Consider the following 21,734-nt stretch of genomic DNA (forward strand, 5'->3'; position numbering starts at 1 on the left):
ATTCCTTTACAGTTCTAAAAAGTTCCTCAAGATTTGTTCTCCATGACTCCCACTCTTTTCGGGGTGAAACTGAACCCCATAAAAATTCTCTTTTTGTAAGGCCACATCATATACCACATCATAAAAGGCTTTCGCAATGCTTTGTTTGCTTTTTGGAGCAAAATAACTGTGAACCAGATACATATAAGTTTCTTCAGTAATACCTTTGAACAACTCGGATTTCAGATTATAAATGGTATTCCAGCCCACTTGCGGTACTTTTACGTTGTTGGTAAACCGTATAATATTTGTGTCAAAAATCCCTAAGCATTCGGTATTACTTTCTTCAGAATACCGGCACATCAATTGCATACCCAAACAAATTCCCAAAACAGGTTGTTTTAAAGTTGGTATCAAACCATCCAAACCAGATAATTTTAATTGCTTCATAGCGCTTCCCGCCTCACCTACTCCTGGAAAAATGATTTTGTCAGCCGATATGATTTCATCAGAACAATTGCTTACAATGCCTTTATAACCAAGACGTTCCAAACTAAATAAAACACTTTGAATGTTTCCGGCACCATAATCAATAATTACAATTTTCATTATAAAAGTCCTTTTGTTGTTGGTAAAATCATTTTTTCTGCATCGCGTTTTACAGCCATTTTTATCGCTTTTGCAAAAGCTTTGAAGATCGCTTCAATTTTGTGGTGTTCGTTGGTCCCCTCTGCTTTGATATTAAGATTGGCTTTAGCCCCGTCTGTAAAGGATTTGAAAAAGTGGAAAAACATTTCTGTAGGCATTTGTCCTATCATTTCGCGTTTAAAATCGACTTCCCAAACCAGCCAGTTTCTGCCACCGAAATCGATGGCAACTTGCGTCAGACAATCGTCCATTGGCAAACAGAAACCGTAGCGTTCCATTCCTAATTTATCACCTAAAGCGATTGCAAAAGCTTCTCCAAGAGCGATTGCCGTGTCTTCAATGGTGTGGTGTTCATCTACTTGTAAATCACCTTTTACCTGAATGTCCAAATCGATTTGACCGTGACGTGCAATTTGTTCCAGCATGTGATCGAAGAAGGCCAGACCCGTATTAATGTTGCTTTTACCGCTTCCATCCAGATTTACAGTAATTTTTATGTCTGTTTCATTGGTTTTACGATTTACAGTAGCCGAACGTTCTTTCAATTTTAAGAATTCATATATTGATTTCCAGCATGTTGTGGTTAATGAAATCGATATTTTTAAATCATTAAATGAATAATCGACCTCATTTTCGCCTAATTTTTCTTCATTGTTGATGAAAATGGCTTTGGAACCTAAGTTTCTTGCCAGAGCGACATCGGTGATTCTGTCTCCGATTACAAATGAATTTTCCAAATCATAATCAGAATTGTTCAGATAGCTGGTCAACATTCCGGTTTTTGGTTTTCGGGTTGGTGCATTTTCTTCCGGAAAACTTCTGTCTATGAATATGTTATCAAAGGCAACACCTTCGCCTTCAAAAGTTTTGAGAATAAGATTTTGTACCGGCCAGAACGTTTCCTCTGGAAAAGAAACAGTACCAAGGCCATCCTGATTGGTAATCATAACAATTTCATAATCAAGTTCTTTTACAATTTTGGACAGATATTGTAATGCAAGTGGATAAAAGACTAATTTTTCAAAATTGTCTAACTGATAATCATTTGGTTCTAACACCAAGGTTCCGTCTCGGTCTATAAATAATACTTTCTTTTTCATTGCAATGATTTTAGTGCGTCAATAAGTTTTATGTTTTCCTGACTGGTTCCGATGGTAATTCGTAAGCAATTTTCACAAAGAGGCTCATTAGTACGGTTTCGGATTACTACGCCCTTCTCAAGTAATTGTTGGTAGCGTAAATTAGCATTATCAACTTTTACAAGTATGAAATTAGCATCTGATGGATAAGTTTTTTGTACAAATTTTATTTGAAGTAATTGTTTAAATAACATGTCTTTTTCGCTAATTAAACAGCCAGTTTTACTTTTAATTGATTCTGACAACGATAAAATGCTCAACACTTTTTCCTGAGATAAAATATTCAGGTTGTATGGGGGCTTTATTTTATTCAAAATAGCAATAATCATTTTCGAAGCATACAAAATACCCATTCGAATTCCCGCCATTCCGTATGCTTTTGAAAACGTTTGTACGATAACCAGATTTGGATAATCGTTGATTTTGTTCAACCAGCTTTCTTTGTCTGAAAAATCGATATAGGCTTCATCCAAAACAACTATTCCTTTGAAATTTTCCAATATTTTGACAACACTTTCTTCAGGGAAGGAATTACCAGTCGGATTATTGGGTGAACAAAGGAAAATTATCTTGGTTTTATTGTCGATTGCTTCTAAAATTGAATCTGTTATGGGGGTGAATTCTTCAGATAAAAATACTTCACGGTTGTCAACAGCATTTAAATTTGCTAAAACACTGTACATGCCATATGTTGGCGGTAGCGTAATGATATTATCCTGATTCGGTTCACAAAAAGCCCTGAAAAGCAAATCCAACACTTCATCACTTCCATTCCCTAATAAAATTTGATTTTCAGAAATGTTTTTTAGTTGAGATACAACCCTTTTTACTGCTTTTTGCTGCGGATCAGGGTAGCGATTTACACCATTTTCAAAAGGACTTTCATTGGCATCCAGAAACAGCATAGTTTTTCCATTTGCTTTGAATTCGTCTCTTGCAGAAGAATAAGGTTTCATTTTCGCAATATTCTTTCGGATTAATTTATTAATTTCCATTATCTAGTGTTTTTAAACGAATTGTTACTGCATTTTTGTGAGCCTGTAACCCTTCAGCATCAGCCATTAGCGCTATAGTATTTCCAATATTCTGAATTCCTTTTTGTGAAATTTTCTGAAAGGTCATCGATTTCATAAAACTGTCCAGATTTACACCGCTGTAATTTTTAGCAAACCCATTGGTCGGCAAAGTGTGATTCGTACCTGAAGCATAATCTCCTGCACTTTCCGGAGTAAAATTTCCTATAAAAACCGAGCCTGCATTTTGAATTCCGTTAACAAAATATTTTTCTTTTTCACTGCATATTATAAAGTGTTCCGGTGCATACTCGTTAATTAATCGCAATGCTGATTCGTCATCCTCTATATAAATAAGTTTTGAATTTTCAATGGCTTTTTGAGCGATTTCTTTTCTTGGTAACTCCTGCAATTGTTTAACTAGCTGTTTTTCGACCGCAGCAATTATCTTTTTGGATGTTGAAACCAGAATAACTTGACTGTCTGAGCCATGTTCTGCTTGGCTTAACAAATCGGCAGCAATGAACTCCGGGTTTCCGCTATCGTCTGAAAACACCAGTAATTCTGATGGCCCGGCCGGCATGTCAATTGCGACACCGAATTGCGTTGCAAATTGTTTTGAAGCAGTCACGTACTGATTTCCAGGGCCGAAAATTTTATATACTTTGGGTAATGTTTCGGTGCCAAATGTCATACCTGCAATGGCTGGAATTCCACCAACTTTGAATATTTCTGAGATACCACAAAGCCTTGCGGCATATAAAATTGCGGCATTAATTTTACCCGATTTATCAGGAGGTGTGCATAAAATAATTTGCTTACACCCAGCCAATTGAGCCGGAATTCCCAACATCAATACGGTTGAAAATAAAGGAGCTGTTCCGCCTGGAATGTACAAACCTACTTTTTGAATTGGTTTCTTTTCCTGCCAACAAATAACGCCATCAGTAGTTTCCAGTTCAATTTTTGCTGTTTTTTGTACGGCGTGAAATTTTTCAATATTTGTCTTAGCTTGCAGCATCGCTTTTTTCAATTCCTTTGAAACGGCTTGCTCGGCCAAATCAATTTCTTCTTTTGAAACCTTGAGCTCGTTTAAAGTTACACCATCAAAAAAAGCAGTATATTTTTTTATTGCATTATCTCCTTTTGTTTCAACTTCTCTGAAAATCCCTTTTATCGTTTCTTCAATGTTTGCAGCTTTTGAAACCGGTCGCTTTAAAAGTAACGACCAATCTTTTTCTATCGGATTATCTATTTTTTTCATCATTTTACGCTTTGTTTTTATACTACCATCTTCTCAATTGGACATACCAAAATGTCTTCAGCTCCAGCTTCTTTTAATTGATCTATTACGTCCCAAAATTTTTCCTCATCAATAACCGATTGAATACTGCTCCAGCCTTCCTGAGTGAGTGGAACAATTGTCGGACTTTTTAAAACCGGGAGAATTTTACTGATAGCATCAATTTTGATATTCGGTACATTCATCAGGATATATCGTGACTTTTGAGATTTTAAAACCGATTGAATTCTGAAGCGAAGTCTTTGCAGTAAAGCATCTTTTTCAGCACAAATTTTCGGAGAAACCGCTAACACTGCTTCACTTTTTAGAATTACGGCTACCTCTTTCAAATTGTTATTAAACAACGTACTGCCGCTTGAAACAATGTCTACAATAGCATCGGCCAGACCAATATTTGGGGCGATTTCTACCGAACCGGAAATTTCGTGTAATTCAACATCGATGTTTTGCGAATTGAAGTATTTCAGAACCGTATTAGGATAGGAAGTGGCAATTCGCAATCCGTTTAAATCGGAAATGGTTTTAAATTGGAAGTTTTTGGGGACTGCTACAGAAACCCTGCATTTTGAAAAGCCAAGTTTCTCAATAATGGAAATTGTTTCGCCTTTTTCTTCAAGAAGATTACTGCCTACAATTGCAACATCCACTACTCCATCTTGCAAATATTGAGGGATATCTGAATTTCTCAGGAACAATACTTCCAATGGAAAATTCGTTGCAGGCGCTTTTAACTGATCGTTCCCATTGTTGATGGAAATGCCACAATCTTTTAGCATTTTCAGGCTTTCGTCGCTTAAACGTCCTGATTTTTGAATTGCAATTTTTAATGTACTCATTGTGTTGGTTGAAAATTATGCCTGAGTACACCGAATGGATGGAAAGAAAAAACCCGTTTGATGTACTCAAACGGGTTTTAAAAATATATGATTTATACACATACCATTATCACTTCGCTTGAGCGGAGAAATAATGATGATGATGTAATTGATTTAAAAACATGATTTGTCTTTTGTTGCTGCAAAGTTATGTTTAAAAAAATCAAACTTGCAACATTTTTTTTAAAATTTAATGTGAATGGTTTGAATGGTTCTCTTCGGAATGATCTTCAATACCTTTATTTTCAGTTGATTCGTGATTTTCTTCAGAGGCTGAAAAACCATCACGAATTTCTGTATGGCGAAGTTCTCCGCCAGAAGTCCCTACAGATTTTGAAAGAATTGCCCCACCAAGCGATAAAAATAAAGTCACAAAAGCAAATACTTTTGCCTTAGCGTGATTTTTAATGGATGTGATTAAAGATAATAAGCTAACAGCTCCGGTTAAATACAATAAAATAGCAAATTTTTCAGCGATTTCTTCGTGCTCATGAATTAAATCGTGGGAAATACCTAATTCTTCAGCGATTTCTTCTGCGCCTTCACCAGTTCTCATAGTTAATAATCCGAAAATTGCTGAGATTATCAATAAAACGAAAGCCGTGTGTTGAATGGATTTGTTTTTAAGTAAAATTCCGGCAAGTAAAATTCCGAAACCGAAAATGGTGCCGATAATCGGAAAATGGTTGAAAACCATGTGTAAATGTGCATCGTTCATAAGTACTTTTTTAGGTGTTGAAGAATAATTTTACGGTTGTTTGTTCATTTTCAGAACTTTGTATTTGAATAGTTATATTTAACAGATCACAGAGTTTTTTTACGATGGATAACCCTAATCCTACCCCTTTTATTACTGAAGCATTTGTGGAATGTGAGCGAAAAAAGGGATTGAAAACTTTGTCAATTTCATCCTTCGGAATTCCGGTTCCGGTATTGGATATACTGAATTCAATTCGTTCTGCAAGTTTACTTATTTTAAGATGAACATTGCCTTTTTCATCACAATATTTTAAAGCATTGGAAATAAGGTTAGAGATGATAATACTGAGTTTATCAGGATCAGTTTCTAGATAGATATCTTCTTTAAAATCTGTGGTTAGATTGATTTGCCTCGTGTTTATTTTTTCTGAATATCGGGTTAATGTATCAAAAATTAGTGCGTTTATTGAAACCATTATAATTTTCGGGTTGTCTTTTTGGTTTTCAATTCGGGCCAATAAAAGTAGTTCGTCAACCAGATTATTTAAGCGGTCAACTTCTAGAATACAATAGTTTATTTTTTCTTCATATTCTTGTATTTCACGAGGTTTACGAATTAAAACTTCAAGTGTTCCTTTGATTATGGATAGCGGTGTTCTGAGTTCATGAGAAGCGTCAGAAGTAAATTGTTTTTCTCTTTCTACAGCATTTTCTATACGATCTAACAAACTATTGATGGTAACAGATAATGTATAAATTTCATCACGGTTTTTAGGTAAGGTGATCCGATATCGAAGGTTGTCTTTCGTAATAAGTCCCGATGTTTCAATAATGCCATTTACAGGTTTAATGCTTCTTCCGGCAATTAATCGGGCAATTAAAAACAACAAAACCAATACAATCGGATAAAGTATGAATAAAATCGTCTTCAAGCTTTTTAAAAGGGCTATCGGATGTTCAGTTGACATTGCAATCAGTAAATAACCTACTTTATCAGTTTTGTTATAAATAGGCGTTTGGGACAATTTGATTTCCTGATTATTAAGCCTTGCGTCCTTATAACTTTTTGTATTCAGATCTTTTTGAAAATCAAGTTCGTCCTTTTTAAGATTTGGCGATTTTTCGATTGTGCGCCCCTCAAGATCTTTAATCTCAACAAAAACAGGATTTACATTAACTTCATTATGCTCTTTTTCTTCCCATTCTTCTTTGTTAATCCAGACAATTGATTTTCCGACAAATTTCATTTCTGACTGATGCAGCCTGATTTCTTTTTCTATGTCGTTTGTAACATCTTTAAAAACGATATAACATACAGCAGTATAAATGCCTAAAAAGACCACAAACACAAGTAATGCTGTGGAAATTATATAATGTAAAGCGATTCTGTTTCTGAAGGATAACTGCATTATTTGACTTCTGATTCATCAACCATATAGCCTACACCTCTAATGGTTTTAATAATATCTTCTTCTTTGCTTAAATTCATTTTTTTTCGGATAGCATTGATAAATACATCGATAACGCCTGTATCGTATTCAAATCGAATATCCCAAACATCGGAAATAATCATATTTCGGGTGCAAACCCTGCCTTTGTGTTCCATAAGATATTTCAATAGCTCAAATTCCCTTTGGGTTAGCGAAATCTCGTTTTTACGAACAAAAACTTTATATTTTAATGGATCCAGTTCAACGACACCGAATTTTAAAATTTCTTGATTTTCTGAATTTCTGAAATGTACTTTGATTCGTTCCAGTAATTCTTCAAAACTGAACGGTTTCTTGATATAATCATTTGCGCCAGCCTTAAGACCTTCAATGGTTTCCTGAACGGTGTCTTTGGCGGTAAGAAACAATATAGGTACTTTCAGATTTTTTTCTCTGATTTTTTTGCACACTTCCAGCCCAGACATTTTAGGCATGAGCCAATCTAAAAGAACTAAATCTGGTTTGGTTCCGGTAAAAATTTTAAGGCCATCTTCTCCATTGCCAGCAACAGTTACCTTGTAATTCTCTTCTTCCAGACCTTGCTTGAGAAAATCGGAAATACCTTTTTCGTCTTCAATAATTAAAATGTGCATATACTTCAGTAATATTATACAATATAATGAATTAAACGAAACTGATAAAGCAATCTTAAGTGAAGATTAAGAAGGGCAAATGGCTCAGTTTTTGAAAATTATAATAAACCATTGTATTTTCTGATAAACCATTCCGTACCTAAGGAAACAGCAAGAAGTAGTAATAACCAAATCCAGTCAATCAAAGGAATTTGTTTGATTACTGCTTTTTCGGTTGGTTTGTAAGTATCGCTTTTGGAAAGAAAATCAATTAAAACATCAATCTGATCTGGAAAGTAGACTTTTCCGTTGGTATTGGCTGCCAGCTGGTTTAATCGTTCTGAGTCAGGATTGATGAATTGTTTTTCGATTTCAAAATCAAGTACTTGGAAATTTCCGGAGTATTGTGATTTAGAATTATTTTCTTTTACCGTAAAACTATAATTTCCTTGCTCTAAACCATCAAGATTTACTTTGTACTCATTGCTTCCTTTTAGAAAATCATATGATTTTACAGTTTTGGTTTGATTATTTTTGAGTTGAATGGTCAGCCTCGCATTTTCATCAAACTCGTAATTTTTATTGAAATATTGTGCCGAAATTTGAATAGTTTCTCCAGAGTTATAGAAACTTTCATGATTTACGACCAAAGATTTTTTAGCAGCATTAGAGGCAAGGTACTGAATGATTTTATCAGTAAAAATATCAAACTGCTCAAAGGATTTGGTTTTAAGATGCGTTTCCATTCGCCATTTCCAGATGTTTTCTCCAAACAGGAAAGCATTTCGCCTTAATCCGTTCTCTGAAAAGGTAAGCAATGGGCTTCCAGTTGTGATATTTCGGACTTTTGATTTTAACAGCACATTCGGATTTTCTTTCAAAGTTATCGTTCCGAAAGGGTGTTCCAATGGTGGAAATTGTTCAAAACCAATATCATCCAAAGCAAAAGAATTGAACTGTGAATTGAATTCGGCAGTATAATCTTCTTTTAAGCCTCCAATTTTAAAAACAACATTATTCTGATATTGGTTCAGTAAATTGAAATCGGTATTCATTCCTGTAATTACGAAACTGTTAAGCTGTAATTTTTTGTTCTGCTCCAAAACCGTTCTGAATTGTGCATCAGGCTGATATAAAACCAAGACGTTGTAATCTTGTAACGATTTGATTTCGTTTGGTTTAATAATGGTTACTTTGCGTTGTTGATTGGATTCGATAGCACGTTTTAGAGCGCCTAAATCAGGGTGATTTACAGAAGATATTATTGCTATTTCGGAACGTTGATCAATTATCTCAACAGCAAAATTCTTTACGTTATTGTATTTATTCTTCTCGTTTTCAGAAGATGAGATGACTGCTTTAAATGTTTGCACACCCACTTTTTCTGCATTTAGTAAAACGGATATTACCTGAGCTTTATTCGAAGACGAAAAAGAAACATTCTGTTTGTGAATCGTAGCATTTCCCTGTTGAATACTGAATGTGGCATTAATTGGTTTTTTCCCGCTGTATTGCAGAAACACTTCTACCGGAAATTTATTCTTCAGAAAAGCGTATTTATTAGCATTTAACTGATTGATTTTCAAATCCAGGAATGCTGTTGTATCGCCTAATACAATCGGATATACTGTAGTGTTTTGCTGAAAACTGTAAGCATAATCATTTCCAACAGTCTGATTACCGTCTGTTACTAAAACAACCGGATAATTCTGATTGCGGTAAAACTGCTTTAAATTCTTGGCAACCTGATCAATATGCGTTTGTTTTCCTTTGAAATCCAATTCACTTCCGGGCTGAAAATCACCGTCAAAACGATAGAGCTGGACATCATATTTGTCTTTCAATGCGCCATTTGCTGATAATTTGGACGAAAGTTCTTTGGCAATATTTTCCTGTCCTAATTCTTTCACAGATTGAGAATTGTCGACTACAATCGGTAAAGGTGTTTTGGTTACTTCATATGTTTTTCTTGATATAATCGGATTAATCAGTAAAACAAAAATGGCAAAAAGGGAAAGAAAACGTAAAAAAGCCAAAAGGCGATTCACTTTAGAGTCGCTTTTGGCTTTGTATAAATATTGGTAAAATGACAAACCAGCAGCAATCAGTACTGATAGCAGTAAAAGTAAAATTGTGCTTGTTGTCATAATTATAAGTGTTCAGTTAAAAGTGTTCAGTATTCAGTTACTGTTAACTGACCACTGGAACTGTTTACTATGTTAGCATTCCACCGTCTACGTTAAGTACCTGACCTGTAACATAAGAAGATAAGTCGCAGGATAAGAAAACACAAGCATTAGCTACATCTTCAGGAGTACCACCACGTTTTAACGGAATACTGTCTCTCCATCCGTTAACAACATCTTCATTTAGTTTTGCCGTCATTTCTGTTTCGATGAATCCAGGAGCAATTACATTACAACGGATATTTCTTGAACCTAATTCTAAGGCTACAGATTTAGAGAAACCTATCACACCTGCTTTAGATGCAGCATAGTTTGTTTGTCCGGCATTTCCTTTAACACCAACTACAGAACTCATATTAATGATAGAACCCGCACGGTTTTTCAACATGATTCTCTGAACAGCTTTTGTCATATTGAAAACGGATTTCAGGTTTACATCAATTACAGTATCAAAATCCTCTTCTGAAATTCGCATTAACAGATTGTCTTTAGTGATACCCGCGTTATTAATCAGGATATCAACGTTTCCGAATTCGGCAATCACATCGTCCACTAATTTCTGAGCTTCGTTAAAATCGGCAGCATTGGATTGGTATCCTTTAGCTTTAATACCCAAAGCTGTTAATTCGTTTTCTAATTCTTGTGCAGCTGCTGCTGATGAACTGTATGTGAAAGCAACATTTGCCCCGTTTTTAGCGAATACTTCTGCAATTCCTCTTCCGATTCCTCTGCTGGCTCCGGTAATGATCGCGGTTTTTCCTTCTAATAGTTTCATATATCGTTTAGTTTGTTTTTAAAGAGTTACAAATATAGATTTTTGAATTTAGTCCAACAAAAAAAGCCCTACAAAATGCAGGGCTTAATTCTTATATCAATTGGTTATCCCAATACTTCTTTTACTTTTTTACCGATTTCGGCAGGAGAATCAACAACGTGGATTCCGTTTTCTCTCATGATACGTTTTTTAGCTTCCGCTGTATCATCAGCACCACCAACGATTGCACCAGCGTGACCCATTGTACGTCCTTTTGGAGCAGTTTCTCCGGCGATGAAACCAACAACCGGTTTTCTGTTACCATCAGCTTTTACCCATTTAGCAGCATCAGCCTCTAATTGACCACCGATTTCACCAATCATGATGATTAATTCTGTTTCAGGATCGTTCATTAATAACTCAACAGCTTCTTTTGTTGTGGTTCCGATGATTGGATCTCCACCGATTCCGATAGCAGTTGTGATACCGAAACCTTGGCGAACTACTTGATCAGCCGCTTCGTAAGTTAAAGTTCCTGATTTAGAAACAATACCGATTTTACCTTTTTTGAAAACAAAACCTGGCATAATACCTACTTTAGCCTCTTCAGGAGTGATAACTCCAGGACAGTTAGGTCCAACCAAACGACAGTCTTTTGCTTTAATGTAATCGTATGCTTTAATCATGTCTGCAACAGGAATTCCTTCAGTAATACAAATGATTACTTTGATTCCGGCATCAGCAGCTTCCATAATAGCGTCAGCAGCAAATGCAGGCGGAACGAAAATGATTGAAGTATCAGCACCAGCCTGATCCACAGCATCTTTTACCGTGTTAAAAACAGGGCGGTCTAAGTGAGAAGTTCCTCCCTTACCCGGAGTTACACCACCTACTACGTTTGTTCCGTATTCAATCATTTGGGAAGCATGGAAAGTTCCTTCACTTCCTGTAAATCCCTGAACAATTATTTTAGAATTTTTATTTACTAAAACACTCATGATATCGTTTTTTATGTTGTTTTTAAAATTTGCATTGCAAAAATAGACTTTTGACAGCAATATCTAAAGAATTTTGCAATAAAGTTTTTAAGATTTTTAAAGAGATTTTAACTTAACTGACTCATCTGATAACCTCGGTACAGTTTGTTGTCTTTTAGTTCCCAAATCGTCATGAAATGTGCTAAGACTACTTCTTCTCCGGGATTTTCAAAAGGCGTTACAAAATAAGAATAGCGAATGGAAACCTTGTTCTCCTCCTCTAAAATATGAGAAATGTTGATTCTTGAAGAGGTGTACGATCGATACATTTCGTTTGAGAGTTCTATCAAATCGTTTTTGTCCATTTTCAAAAAACCTTTGGAGCTGTACCAATGAAATTCCATATTATCATGGAGAAATTGCTTTATCACTTCGCTGTTTCGCAATGCGTCCGATTGATAAAACTCGGTTACGAGTTCTTTAGCCTTCATTCTTATTGAGTTTGTTAAGTATGTCCGGTATTCTTTTGATGTTGGCCAGTTGTTTCATTTTTTCTCTTGACTCTTCAGCCGGTGAACCGAAATAAACTTTACCGGCTTCTGTGGATCTTGCTACTCCGGACTGTGCCAGAATAACAGATTTTTCACCAATAGTAATGCCGCTTGTGGTACCAACTTGACCCCATAAGGTAACCTCATCTTCAATAACCACACAACCGGCAATTCCTGTTTGGGCTGCAATTAGACATTTTTTACCAATAATGGTGTCGTGCCCCACATGAACCTGATTGTCGATTTTTGTGCCGGCACCAATGGTTGTATCGCCTGTAACTCCTTTGTCAATAGTACAAAGTGCTCCAATGCCAACGTTGTCTTCAATAATTACGCGTCCTCCTGAAAGCAACTGATCAAACCCTTCCGGTCTTTTCTTGTAATAAAAAGCATCGGCGCCTAAAATTGTTCCGGAGTGAATAATTACATTGTCGCCAATCACTGCATTATCGTAAATAGATACATTGGAGTGAATTAAGCAATCTTTACCTATTGTGACATTGTTTCCGATAAAGCAATTTGGCTGGATAATTGTGCCCTCTCCTATTTTAGCAGTTTCCGATATTGCCGAATTGGACGCCTGAAAAGGTTTGAAATGATTTGTAAGCTTATTGAAATCACGGAAAGGATCATCTGAAATCAACAAGGCTTTTCCTTCCGGGCAATCTACCATTTTGTTGATCAAAACGATTGTTGCTGCGGATTGTAGTGCTTTGTCATAATATTTCGGATGATCAACAAAGACAATATCGCCTCGTTCCACTACATGAATTTCATTCATCCCGTGAACAGGAAAACGCTCATCACCAACAAATTCACATTGAATGATGTTGGCAATTTCTTTAAGGGTATGTGTTTTTGGAAACTTCATATGATTTAGAATCAGTAAACAGTGTTCAGTTATTTCGATCAACAACTGAACACTGAAAAACCGTAAACTATTCTTTTACACGCTCCATATAGGAACCTGTAGCGGTGTCGATTTTGATTTTATCACCTTCGTTGATGAATAAAGGAACATTGATTTGTGCTCCGGTTTCAACTGTTGCAGGCTTAGTAGCGTTTGTAGCTGTGTTTCCTTTTACTCCCGGCTCAGCGTAAGTTACTTCTAAAACAACAGAAGCTGGCATATCTACCGATAAAGGTGCTTCTGTTTCTGCATTGATCTGAACCATTACGTTTGTTCCTTCTTTCAATAAATCCGGAGCGTCCAAAATATCTTTGTTTAAAGAGATTTGCTCGAACGTTTCGTTATTCATGAAATGAAAATCGCTTCCTTCTGCATACAAATACTGGAAAGTATGTGTTTCGACACGAACTACGTCAATTTTATGGCCCGATGAAAAAGTATTGTCTAACACTTTTCCGTTTGTTAAACTTTTAAGCTTTGTTCTAACGAAAGCTGGACCTTTTCCTGGTTTAACGTGTAAAAATTCGATGATTTTATAAATATCGTGGTTAAATTTAATGCACAATCCGTTTCTGATATCTGCTGTAGTTGCCATTTGTGTATTTGTTAATTGAATTTATTAATTTTATTATTTTGATTAAAATCCGCCTCCGGTATAACCTTTCATAATTCCTCTTGAGGAGTTACGAATAAACATGATAATTTCATCACGTTCCGGTGTAGCTTCCATTTCGGCTTCAATTATACTTAAAGCCTGTGTGGTATTATAGTTCTTCTGATACAAAATTCGGTAAATATCCTGAATTTCTCTGATTTTTTCAGTGGAAAACCCTCTTCTTCTCAACCCTACAGAATTTATACCTACATAAGAAAGTGGTTCTTTGGCGGCTTTAGTAAAAGGAGGTACATCTTTACGAACAAGTGAACCGCCGGAAATCATTGCATGATCACCAATATGAATAAACTGATGTACTGCAGCCAATCCGCCGATAACAGCGTAATCACCAACTATTACGTGTCCTGCTAAGGCTACGCCGTTGACGATGATAGCGTTATCGCCAATATGGCAATCGTGTGCAATGTGGGCTGTTGCCATAACCAAACAATTTTTTCCAATTTTTGTCTGACCTGAAGCAATTGTCCCTCTATTGATGGTAACACATTCTCTTACAGTAGTGTTATCCCCAATTATTGCAAGTGATTCTTCACCACCAAATTTCAAATCCTGAGGAACTGCAGAAATTACAGCACCAGGGAAAATGTTACAGTTTTTACCGATTCTGGCTCCTTCCATAATAGTAACGTTAGAGCCAATCCAAGTACCTTCCCCAATTTCAACATTATTATGAATGGTAGTGAACGGTTCGATAACTACATTTTTTGCAATTTTCGCACCAGGATGTACATATGCTAAAGGTTGATTCATAAATCTTTTTTTAGTTCTTTTTTACAATTTGCGCCATAAGTTCTGCTTCGGTAACCAATTTTCCATTGGCGTATGCGCTGGCTTGCATATGACAAATACCGCGTCGAATTGGTGACAGTAATTCTAATTTAAAGATTAGCGTATCACCTGGAAGTACCTTATGCTTAAATTTCACATTATCAATTTTCATGAAATAGGTTAAGTAATTTTCCGGATCCGGAACAGTGCTTAAAATAAGGATTCCTCCGGTTTGTGCCATGGCTTCAATAATTAAAACACCCGGCATTACTGGAGCTCCTGGAAAATGTCCTACGAAGAATTGTTCGTTCATGGTTACATTTTTCAATCCTACCACGTGATTGTCAGACAACTCCAAAATTTTATCTACTAAAATAAAAGGATAACGGTGTGGTAACATCGACTGGATTTTAGTCACATCCATTAAAGGTTCTTTATGCAGGTCGTAAACCGGAACATGGTTTTTTTGTTCATTTTTAATGATTTTGGACATTTTTTTAGCAAACATCGTATTTACAAAATGCCCTGGCTTGTTCGCAATTACTTTTCCTTTGATTTTTATTCCGATTAAAGCTAAATCTCCAACTACGTCTAATAATTTGTGACGCGCCGCTTCATTTGGATAATGCAAAGTAAGATTGTCTAAAATACCGTTTGGTTTTACACTGATGGAATCTTTGTCGAAAGCAACTTTCAATCGTTCCATGGTTTCAGGTGAAATTTCTTTGTCGACATAAACAATTGCGTTGTTTAAATCACCGCCTTTAATTAATCCGTGTTCCAACAATCCTTCTAGTTCATGTAAAAAGCTAAACGTACGACAATCTGCAATTTCAGTTTTGAATTCAGAGATGGATTTCATGGTAGCATTTTGTGTACCAAGTACTTTGGTTCCGAAGTCGACCATTGCGGTTACCTGATAATCATCAGCCGGAATAACAGTGATTTCACTTCCTGTAGCTTCGTCTGTGAAAGAAATAACTTCTTTTACTACGTAAACTTTTCTTTCAGCATCCTGCTCCTCTACTCCAACTTTTTCAATAGCTTCCACAAAATATTTTGATGAACCATCCATGATTGGCGGTTCTGAAGCATTCAGTTCGATAATTACGTTGTCAACATCACAACCTACAAAAGCAGCCAAAACGTGCTCAGAAGTTTGAATTTTAACGCCCAATTTCTCAAGATTGGTTCCTCTTTGAGTATTTACCACGTAATTTGCATCGGCTTCAATTACAGGCTGACCTTCAAGATCAACACGTACAAAAGTATAACCGTTGTTAATTGGTGCCGGCTTAAACGTCATTACAACGTCTTGTCCGGTGTGTAATCCTACTCCTTTTAATGTAATTTCACTTTTAATGGTTGTTTGTTTAACCATGACTTAGTTATTTTAGTTTTAATTTGTTTCGTTACTTGTTTTCTTCAACTGATGAATTTCATCTACAATTTTCGGAAGATTTTTAAAGTGTACATACGACTTGTTAAAATCGCCATAAGGCAATGCCGGACTTCCCTGAATAGCTTCTCCGTCTTTCACATTACGGCCTACTCCGGATTGTGCCTGAATACGTACGTTGTTACCAATGGTAATATGACCAACAATTCCAACCTGACCGCCAATCATACAGTTTTTACCAATTTTAGTTGAACCTGCAACACCTGTTTGTGAAGCAATAACGGTATTTTCGCCAATTTCAACATTGTGGGCAATCTGGATTTGATTGTCTAGTTTTACGCCTTTTCTGATGATGGTTGAACCTAAAGTAGCGCGGTCGATTGTTGAACAAGCACCAATTTCTACATTGTCTTCAATAATCACGTTTCCGATTTGCGGTACTTTTGTATATGTTCCGTCTTCTTGTGGTGCAAAACCAAATCCGTCTGAACCGATAATGGTTCCGGAATGGATCGTACAGTTTTTGCCAATTTCGGATTCCGAATAAATTCGGGCTCCTGCGAAAAGAACTGTGCCATCTCCAATGGTTACATTATCTCCAATAAAACTGTTCGGATAGATTTTTACGTTATCCCCAATTTTTACGTTTTTACCGATATAACAAAAACTGCCTAAATATAGGTTTTCACCATAGGTAACATTTTCGGAAATAACGGAAGGCTGCTCAATTCCGGATTTCATCAGTTTTACCTGATTGTAGTATTCCAGTAATTTGGAAAAGGATTTATAAGCATCTTCAACCTTGATTAAGGTTGTTTCGATTTCTTGTTCTGCAACAAAAGTATTGTTTACAATTGTTATGGTAGCCTTAGTGGTATATATGTAATTGAGGTATTTCGGATTGGCCAAAAAAGTAAGCGAACCTTCTGTACCTTCTTCAATTTTTGCTAGTTTATAGACTTCCGCTGAAGGGTTTCCCACAACCTCACCTTCCAGAATTCCTGCTATTTGTTCTGCTGTAAATTTCATCTTACAAGATTTAATTTCCCATCGGTATAAGATGGAACTCACTACTATTTAAAGTGTTTGATACACCCATTCTTTAGTTTTGTTCATTTTAACCCGACAAAAATATAAAATTTAATTCATTTTTAACTTTCCAGCAACACTTTTGGAAAGCAGATGTAATATTTTGTCACCGGTTTTGAAAGCGCTTTTAAATGTAACTGATCGGAAGCTTCCACTACATCTTCAATCGAACGGTCTTTCTTTAAAATATGAATTGGTTCTCCGGTTTTATTATAGGCTTGATTTTTCAGCTTTCCTTTAAAAACAAAGTATTCGGCCTCTTTTTCGGACAACTGATGCTTTTCTATATAACGTGTTTTAAAATCAATTAATTGCTCTTTGCTGATTTTCTCCTCCGACATTTGAATTTTCATCAAATCCCTGTTTATAATCATGGAACTTAAGGACGATAAAACATAATCGTCGTGAAATTGCCATGATTTTATGGCGCTTACGATGTCGAAGTCATCCAACAAAGCAAATTGTTTTAAAATGTTAGGTGTAAATTCATTCAGAGTAATTTTGTTCTGCATGAAAAACTGTAAAGGTTCGCTGCTAGGTAAAACAATACCTTTCTGAGTGAGTTCTTTTGCGCGTTTCAGGATCTTAGTCAGTATGAGTTCTGCAACAACACTGGTTTTGTGAAGATAGGCCTGCCAATACATCAATCTTCTGGCTACCAGAAACTTCTCTACGGAATATATCCCTTTTTCTTCGATGACCAGAATATCATTTTCGACATTCATCATTTGGATCAGTCGTTCGGAATTGATATTCCCTTCGGCTACTCCACTGTAAAAACTGTCGCGTTTCAGATAGTCCATTCGATCCATATCTAACTGACTGGAAATAAGTTGTAACATGAATTTACGATGATAATCACCTTTGAAAATCTGAATGGCTAGCGATAATTTCCCATCAAATTCTTTATTCAGCTGATTCATAAACAACAACGAAATCTCTTCATGATGCACATCTTCCACAATGCTGTGTTCCATAGCATGGGAAAATGGACCATGACCGATATCATGAAGCAGAATAGCGATATATAAAGCAGTTTCTTCTTCAGTTGAAATTTCAACACCTTTAAAACGTAATGTCTGCACAGCTTTCTGCATTAAATGCATGCAGCCTAATGCATGATGAAACCTGGTGTGGTGTGCGCCCGGATAAACAAGATAGGACATTCCCATTTGAGAAATGCGTCTAAGTCTTTGAAAATATGGGTGTTGGATTAAATCGTAAACTAATGTATTGGGAATGGTTATAAAACCATAAATCGGATCGTTGAGGATTTTAAGTTTGTTAATCTGACTCACGTAGTACTTACTTTTAAACAAATATAAGAAAATTAGTCTTGATGTTAAATATTAGCTGTTGTACAAATAAAAAAAGAGGCTGTTTTATTAACAGCCTCTTTTAATAACCAACAAATAATAAAAACTAAAATACTATCTTTTTACTGGCAACTGAGTTGTTTTCATCAGTAATTGCAACAATTAGAATCCGATCGTTTACCGATAAGTTTTCAATTGTTGTTTCTGATGCATTAACCTTCTCATTTTCATAAACAAGTTTTCCTGTTATGTCAAACAGCTTAACGGATTGCATTGTTTTACCTTCAGTTACAATGTGTAAAGCGGAACCTTTTTTATAGGCAATTATGTTATTGTTGTCAACTACATTTTCATTTACAGACAATGTTGTGGCATTAATTCTCGCAATACGGTTTCTCCCTGTTCCATTATAATTGGTAAAAGCCCCAGCGATGATTAATTTTCCGTCAGGAAGAAGTGCGCTTGTGTAAACGACTGAATTTGCTGCTGTTCCTGTGTTAAAACCAGTATCTACTGTACCGTTTGCATTTAAACGGATTAAATGTTTATCGGTACTGCTTAGCGCAAAATATCCTCCTAAGATAATTTTACCATCAGGCTGTAGTGCAATGTTGTAAATTGTAGGGTCAGCATAACCAAAACTTAAAGCTGTATCAACAGTTCCGTTTGCGTTTAAGCGAACAAAGCCATTGGCTTCAGTGATATTATTCAATTGTTCGAAACTTCCTCCAATAAGAATTTTACCGTTAGATTGAACTTTTATGACTTCAATTGAGAAAAAAGATTGATACGTTAACGCGCTAAAGGAAGTATCTAAAGTACCATTAGCATTTAAACGTACAATCCCTTTTCTTGAAGAACCATTGTAGCTGTTAAACAGACCGCCGATTAGTATTTTTCCATCAGATTGTAATGCCAAAGCTCTAACTTCACTCTCAGCTCCTGAACCTGGAGTAAATGAAGTATCTAAAGTTCCATTAGAATTAAGTCTTGCAATTCTATTAATAGAAGTTCCATTGTATGTAGTGAATCCACCACCGATTATTATTTTCCCATCAGGCTGAACCAAAATAGACTGAACTATTCCGTTCGCTCCTGTTCCAGTATTAAAACTAGTATCCAATGTTCCGTCAGAATTTAGACGAACTAAATTATTAATTAACGTACCATTATATTTTCCAAAGAAACCTCCTAAAAGTATTTTACCGTCAGGTTGAATGGCTGAGGCATATATTGCAGCCTTAAAAATTGCATATGTTGTCTGAAAACCACTTCCGCCAACATTAAAACTAGTATCTAACGTTCCGTCTGTATTAACTCGGGCAACTCTATTGGTTACAACACCATTATAAAGTCCAAATTCACCGCCAATTATAACTTTTTGATCTGCTTGTATTGCTGTAGTACGGATATTTTGATTTGAGCCACTTCCAGTGTTGAAGGTCATGTCAATGCTTCGATTGGAGTTGATTCGGGCTATGTTTTTTCTATCCGTTTGATTAACACTTTCAAATTCACCAGCTATTATTATTTGCCCATTTGATAGCAAAGCCATTGCAAATACATCAGTATCGGCATCAGTACCGGAATCAATCTTTTTATCTACTCCGGTTCCGGATGAAAAGCTGGTATCTAAGGAACCGTTGCTATTCAAACGAGTAATACGGTTAACGGTAGTTCCATTATACGTTTCAAAATTCCCGCCTATAAGTATTTTCCCGTCAACTTGTACTAAAGAAGTATTAATAACCATTGGATCCATTACACCAATTGTATAAACCGCAAAACTAGTATCAACAGTTCCAGAGCTATTTAAACGAACAAGAGTGGTTCTGAGTCCATCATATATTATATTACTACCTCCTATAATTATTTTACCATCACTTTGTAGAGAAACGGTTCTAATTTTACAATTCGTTAGTAATGATGAAAGAGTAAAAGAAGAATCTTTAGTACCATTAGTGTTTAAACGACAAATGCCATAAGCAGTATAACCATCGTAGGTGGTAAAATCACCTCCTAAAATTATTTTTCCGTCTGGTTGGATTACAACTTTATATACCGTATTGTAAGCTGCCCCGGTTCCTGTAATGGCAAAACCGGAATCTAAACTTCCATCTGTATTTAAACGTAAAACGCCTCTTTTATTTACACCGTTGTAACTGGTAAAACTTCCACCCACAACAATTTTTCCATCATTTTGAATGGCTATAGATCTTACTGAAGCCAGCGAACCCGATGAAATGTATGCATCTATTAACCCTGTTCCGGTGTTAAAACTTGTATCTAATGTTCCATTCGAATTTAAACGGGCAATTCCTCTAACGGCTGTACCGTTAATTTCGGTAAAGGTACCTCCGATTACGATCTTACCATCAGGCTGAATCGCACTCGATTGTATTATCGGGCCTACATATTCATTTCCATCTACAATAAGCTTAATAATTGTGTTTGTACCAAATGAAGTATCTAGAGTACCGTCTGCATTTAAACGTACAATACCTTTTATTGGAACGCCATTATATTGAATAAAACTCCCTCCAATAATTATTTTGCCGTCCGGTTGTACTGTCGTTGATAATATTTTATCATCGTCATACCAGGATTTGGTGGCGTCACCATTTCCAAAACCAATATCGGAAGGGTTAAAAGAATTGTCGTTGCTACCCTCTTGTGCATAAATAAAAGCACTAAATAGCAAGACAAAAAGCATAGATAATTTTTTTCTCATAGAATTTTTCGATTAGTTTTAGTTGTAAAAATCTCACAAATATATACTAAATCTTAAAAATTTTATAGAAAAAATCTTATAAAAAAAAGCGCTTTGTAATCAAATAATAGTCAATTACTTACAGAATTATTTTATCTAAAAAATATTCTCTCAATAACTTTTCAGAAGTTGGAAGGCGAAATTTTAAATCAATGTATTGATGCAATCTTTTGAAGTTTAAGAAAACCATTGGTAACAGATCCAGTTCTATCGTTTATATGGTATTCTTCAACATTTCTATTTCTTTTATTGAAGAGTGATACATTCACAATACTGTCGTTTACCCAAGTATATTCGGCAAATTCGTAATCATGTTCCGTTTCGAAAATTAATCCTTTGTTGCAGGTAACTTCATTGTTCTGAGCTTTGTAAATAGCTGTAAGATAGCCATTTTCTCCAGTATTAACTCTGTAAACCTCTACTGTTTTGTCTTTTACATAGCAGGTTTTAATGTTTTGTTCCCAGTTTTTGATTTTTCGAACATCTTTAATTTTAATGGTACGGGTATCGTTAGTTGCAAATGTAGAACATATAAAGGAAGCGATGAGTAAAATTGTAAGTTTCATAACGTATTGATTTAAAGTTGCATACTAATTTATGAAGTATAAACCGTAACCTGA

At 35.7% G+C, this 21,734-nt stretch carries 20 protein-coding genes; all 20 read right to left on the reverse strand.

The window, feature by feature from the left end; all coding sequences use genetic code 11:
• Nucleotides 1-6: 6 nt before the first annotated feature.
• The 20 genes from hisH to ABGT15_RS03755 all read right to left on the reverse strand — a co-directional run bounded on the left by hisH (nucleotide 7) and on the right by ABGT15_RS03755 (nucleotide 21,680).
• Complete coding sequence (gene hisH / locus ABGT15_RS03660; RefSeq protein WP_367230062.1) at nucleotides 7-588, reverse strand: imidazole glycerol phosphate synthase subunit HisH; 582 nt, start codon at nucleotides 586-588, stop codon at nucleotides 7-9.
• On the reverse strand, nucleotides 588-1,727 hold the full coding sequence (gene hisB / locus ABGT15_RS03665) for a bifunctional histidinol-phosphatase/imidazoleglycerol-phosphate dehydratase HisB (protein ID WP_367230063.1): 1,140 nt from the start codon (nucleotides 1,725-1,727) through the stop codon (nucleotides 588-590). The genes hisH and hisB overlap by 1 nt, the downstream gene beginning before the upstream one ends.
• Nucleotides 1,724-2,761, reverse strand: a complete 1,038-nt coding sequence (gene hisC / locus ABGT15_RS03670; RefSeq protein WP_367230064.1) for a histidinol-phosphate transaminase — start codon at nucleotides 2,759-2,761, stop codon at nucleotides 1,724-1,726. The genes hisB and hisC overlap by 4 nt, the downstream gene beginning before the upstream one ends.
• Complete coding sequence (gene hisD, locus ABGT15_RS03675; protein ID WP_367230460.1) at nucleotides 2,751-4,043, reverse strand: histidinol dehydrogenase; 1,293 nt, start codon at nucleotides 4,041-4,043, stop codon at nucleotides 2,751-2,753. The genes hisC and hisD overlap by 11 nt, the downstream gene beginning before the upstream one ends.
• Nucleotides 4,044-4,060: 17 nt before the next feature.
• Nucleotides 4,061-4,918, reverse strand: coding sequence for an ATP phosphoribosyltransferase (hisG, locus tag ABGT15_RS03680; RefSeq protein WP_367230065.1), 858 nt, complete (start codon nucleotides 4,916-4,918; stop codon nucleotides 4,061-4,063).
• Between the two features lie 229 nt (nucleotides 4,919-5,147).
• Nucleotides 5,148-5,675 (reverse strand): hypothetical protein, encoded by a 528-nt coding sequence (locus ABGT15_RS03685; protein ID WP_367230066.1) that lies wholly within the window; start codon nucleotides 5,673-5,675, stop codon nucleotides 5,148-5,150.
• 10 nt (nucleotides 5,676-5,685) lie between these two features.
• On the reverse strand, nucleotides 5,686-7,065 hold the full coding sequence (locus ABGT15_RS03690) for a sensor histidine kinase (RefSeq protein WP_367230067.1): 1,380 nt from the start codon (nucleotides 7,063-7,065) through the stop codon (nucleotides 5,686-5,688).
• The gene (locus ABGT15_RS03695; RefSeq protein ID WP_367230068.1) at nucleotides 7,065-7,739 is read right to left on the reverse strand and encodes a response regulator transcription factor; all 675 of its coding nucleotides are present in this window, start codon (nucleotides 7,737-7,739) and stop codon (nucleotides 7,065-7,067) included. Before ABGT15_RS03695 ends, ABGT15_RS03690 begins: the two co-directional genes overlap by 1 nt.
• Nucleotides 7,740-7,837: 98 nt before the next feature.
• Complete coding sequence (locus tag ABGT15_RS03700; RefSeq protein WP_367230069.1) at nucleotides 7,838-9,865, reverse strand: hypothetical protein; 2,028 nt, start codon at nucleotides 9,863-9,865, stop codon at nucleotides 7,838-7,840.
• Nucleotides 9,866-9,932: 67 nt separating this feature from the next.
• Nucleotides 9,933-10,679, reverse strand: a complete 747-nt coding sequence (gene fabG, locus ABGT15_RS03705) for a 3-oxoacyl-[acyl-carrier-protein] reductase (RefSeq protein ID WP_367230070.1) — start codon at nucleotides 10,677-10,679, stop codon at nucleotides 9,933-9,935.
• Between the two features lie 104 nt (nucleotides 10,680-10,783).
• Nucleotides 10,784-11,656: a succinate--CoA ligase subunit alpha gene (sucD, locus tag ABGT15_RS03710; protein WP_367230071.1), complete on the reverse strand. Its 873-nt coding sequence runs from the start codon at nucleotides 11,654-11,656 to the stop codon at nucleotides 10,784-10,786.
• Between the two features lie 107 nt (nucleotides 11,657-11,763).
• Nucleotides 11,764-12,126 (reverse strand): nuclear transport factor 2 family protein, encoded by a 363-nt coding sequence (locus ABGT15_RS03715; protein WP_367230072.1) that lies wholly within the window; start codon nucleotides 12,124-12,126, stop codon nucleotides 11,764-11,766.
• Nucleotides 12,116-13,057 (reverse strand): UDP-3-O-(3-hydroxymyristoyl)glucosamine N-acyltransferase, encoded by a 942-nt coding sequence (locus ABGT15_RS03720; protein WP_367230073.1) that lies wholly within the window; start codon nucleotides 13,055-13,057, stop codon nucleotides 12,116-12,118. Before ABGT15_RS03720 ends, ABGT15_RS03715 begins: the two co-directional genes overlap by 11 nt.
• A 67-nt stretch (nucleotides 13,058-13,124) precedes the next feature.
• Nucleotides 13,125-13,691 (reverse strand): elongation factor P, encoded by a 567-nt coding sequence (gene efp / locus ABGT15_RS03725; protein WP_367230074.1) that lies wholly within the window; start codon nucleotides 13,689-13,691, stop codon nucleotides 13,125-13,127.
• A gap of 42 nt (nucleotides 13,692-13,733) precedes the next feature.
• Nucleotides 13,734-14,522: an acyl-ACP--UDP-N-acetylglucosamine O-acyltransferase gene (gene lpxA / locus ABGT15_RS03730; RefSeq protein WP_367230075.1), complete on the reverse strand. Its 789-nt coding sequence runs from the start codon at nucleotides 14,520-14,522 to the stop codon at nucleotides 13,734-13,736.
• A 10-nt stretch (nucleotides 14,523-14,532) separates the two neighbouring features.
• On the reverse strand, nucleotides 14,533-15,921 hold the full coding sequence (locus ABGT15_RS03735; RefSeq protein WP_367230076.1) for a bifunctional UDP-3-O-[3-hydroxymyristoyl] N-acetylglucosamine deacetylase/3-hydroxyacyl-ACP dehydratase: 1,389 nt from the start codon (nucleotides 15,919-15,921) through the stop codon (nucleotides 14,533-14,535).
• Between the two features lie 18 nt (nucleotides 15,922-15,939).
• Nucleotides 15,940-16,968 (reverse strand): UDP-3-O-(3-hydroxymyristoyl)glucosamine N-acyltransferase, encoded by a 1,029-nt coding sequence (lpxD, locus tag ABGT15_RS03740; RefSeq protein WP_367230077.1) that lies wholly within the window; start codon nucleotides 16,966-16,968, stop codon nucleotides 15,940-15,942.
• Between the two features lie 122 nt (nucleotides 16,969-17,090).
• A complete protein-coding gene (locus tag ABGT15_RS03745; protein ID WP_367230078.1) occupies nucleotides 17,091-18,326 on the reverse strand; it encodes an HD domain-containing protein in 1,236 nt (411 codons plus the stop codon).
• A 124-nt stretch (nucleotides 18,327-18,450) separates the two neighbouring features.
• Nucleotides 18,451-21,075, reverse strand: a complete 2,625-nt coding sequence (locus ABGT15_RS03750; protein WP_367230079.1) for a T9SS sorting signal type C domain-containing protein — start codon at nucleotides 21,073-21,075, stop codon at nucleotides 18,451-18,453.
• A 188-nt stretch (nucleotides 21,076-21,263) separates the two neighbouring features.
• A complete protein-coding gene (locus ABGT15_RS03755; protein WP_367230080.1) occupies nucleotides 21,264-21,680 on the reverse strand; it encodes a hypothetical protein in 417 nt (138 codons plus the stop codon).
• Between the last annotated feature and the right edge of the window lie 54 nt (nucleotides 21,681-21,734).

The organism is Flavobacterium enshiense (assembly GCF_040750275.1).
In the GTDB taxonomy this organism is placed as follows: domain Bacteria; phylum Bacteroidota; class Bacteroidia; order Flavobacteriales; family Flavobacteriaceae; genus Flavobacterium; species Flavobacterium enshiense_B.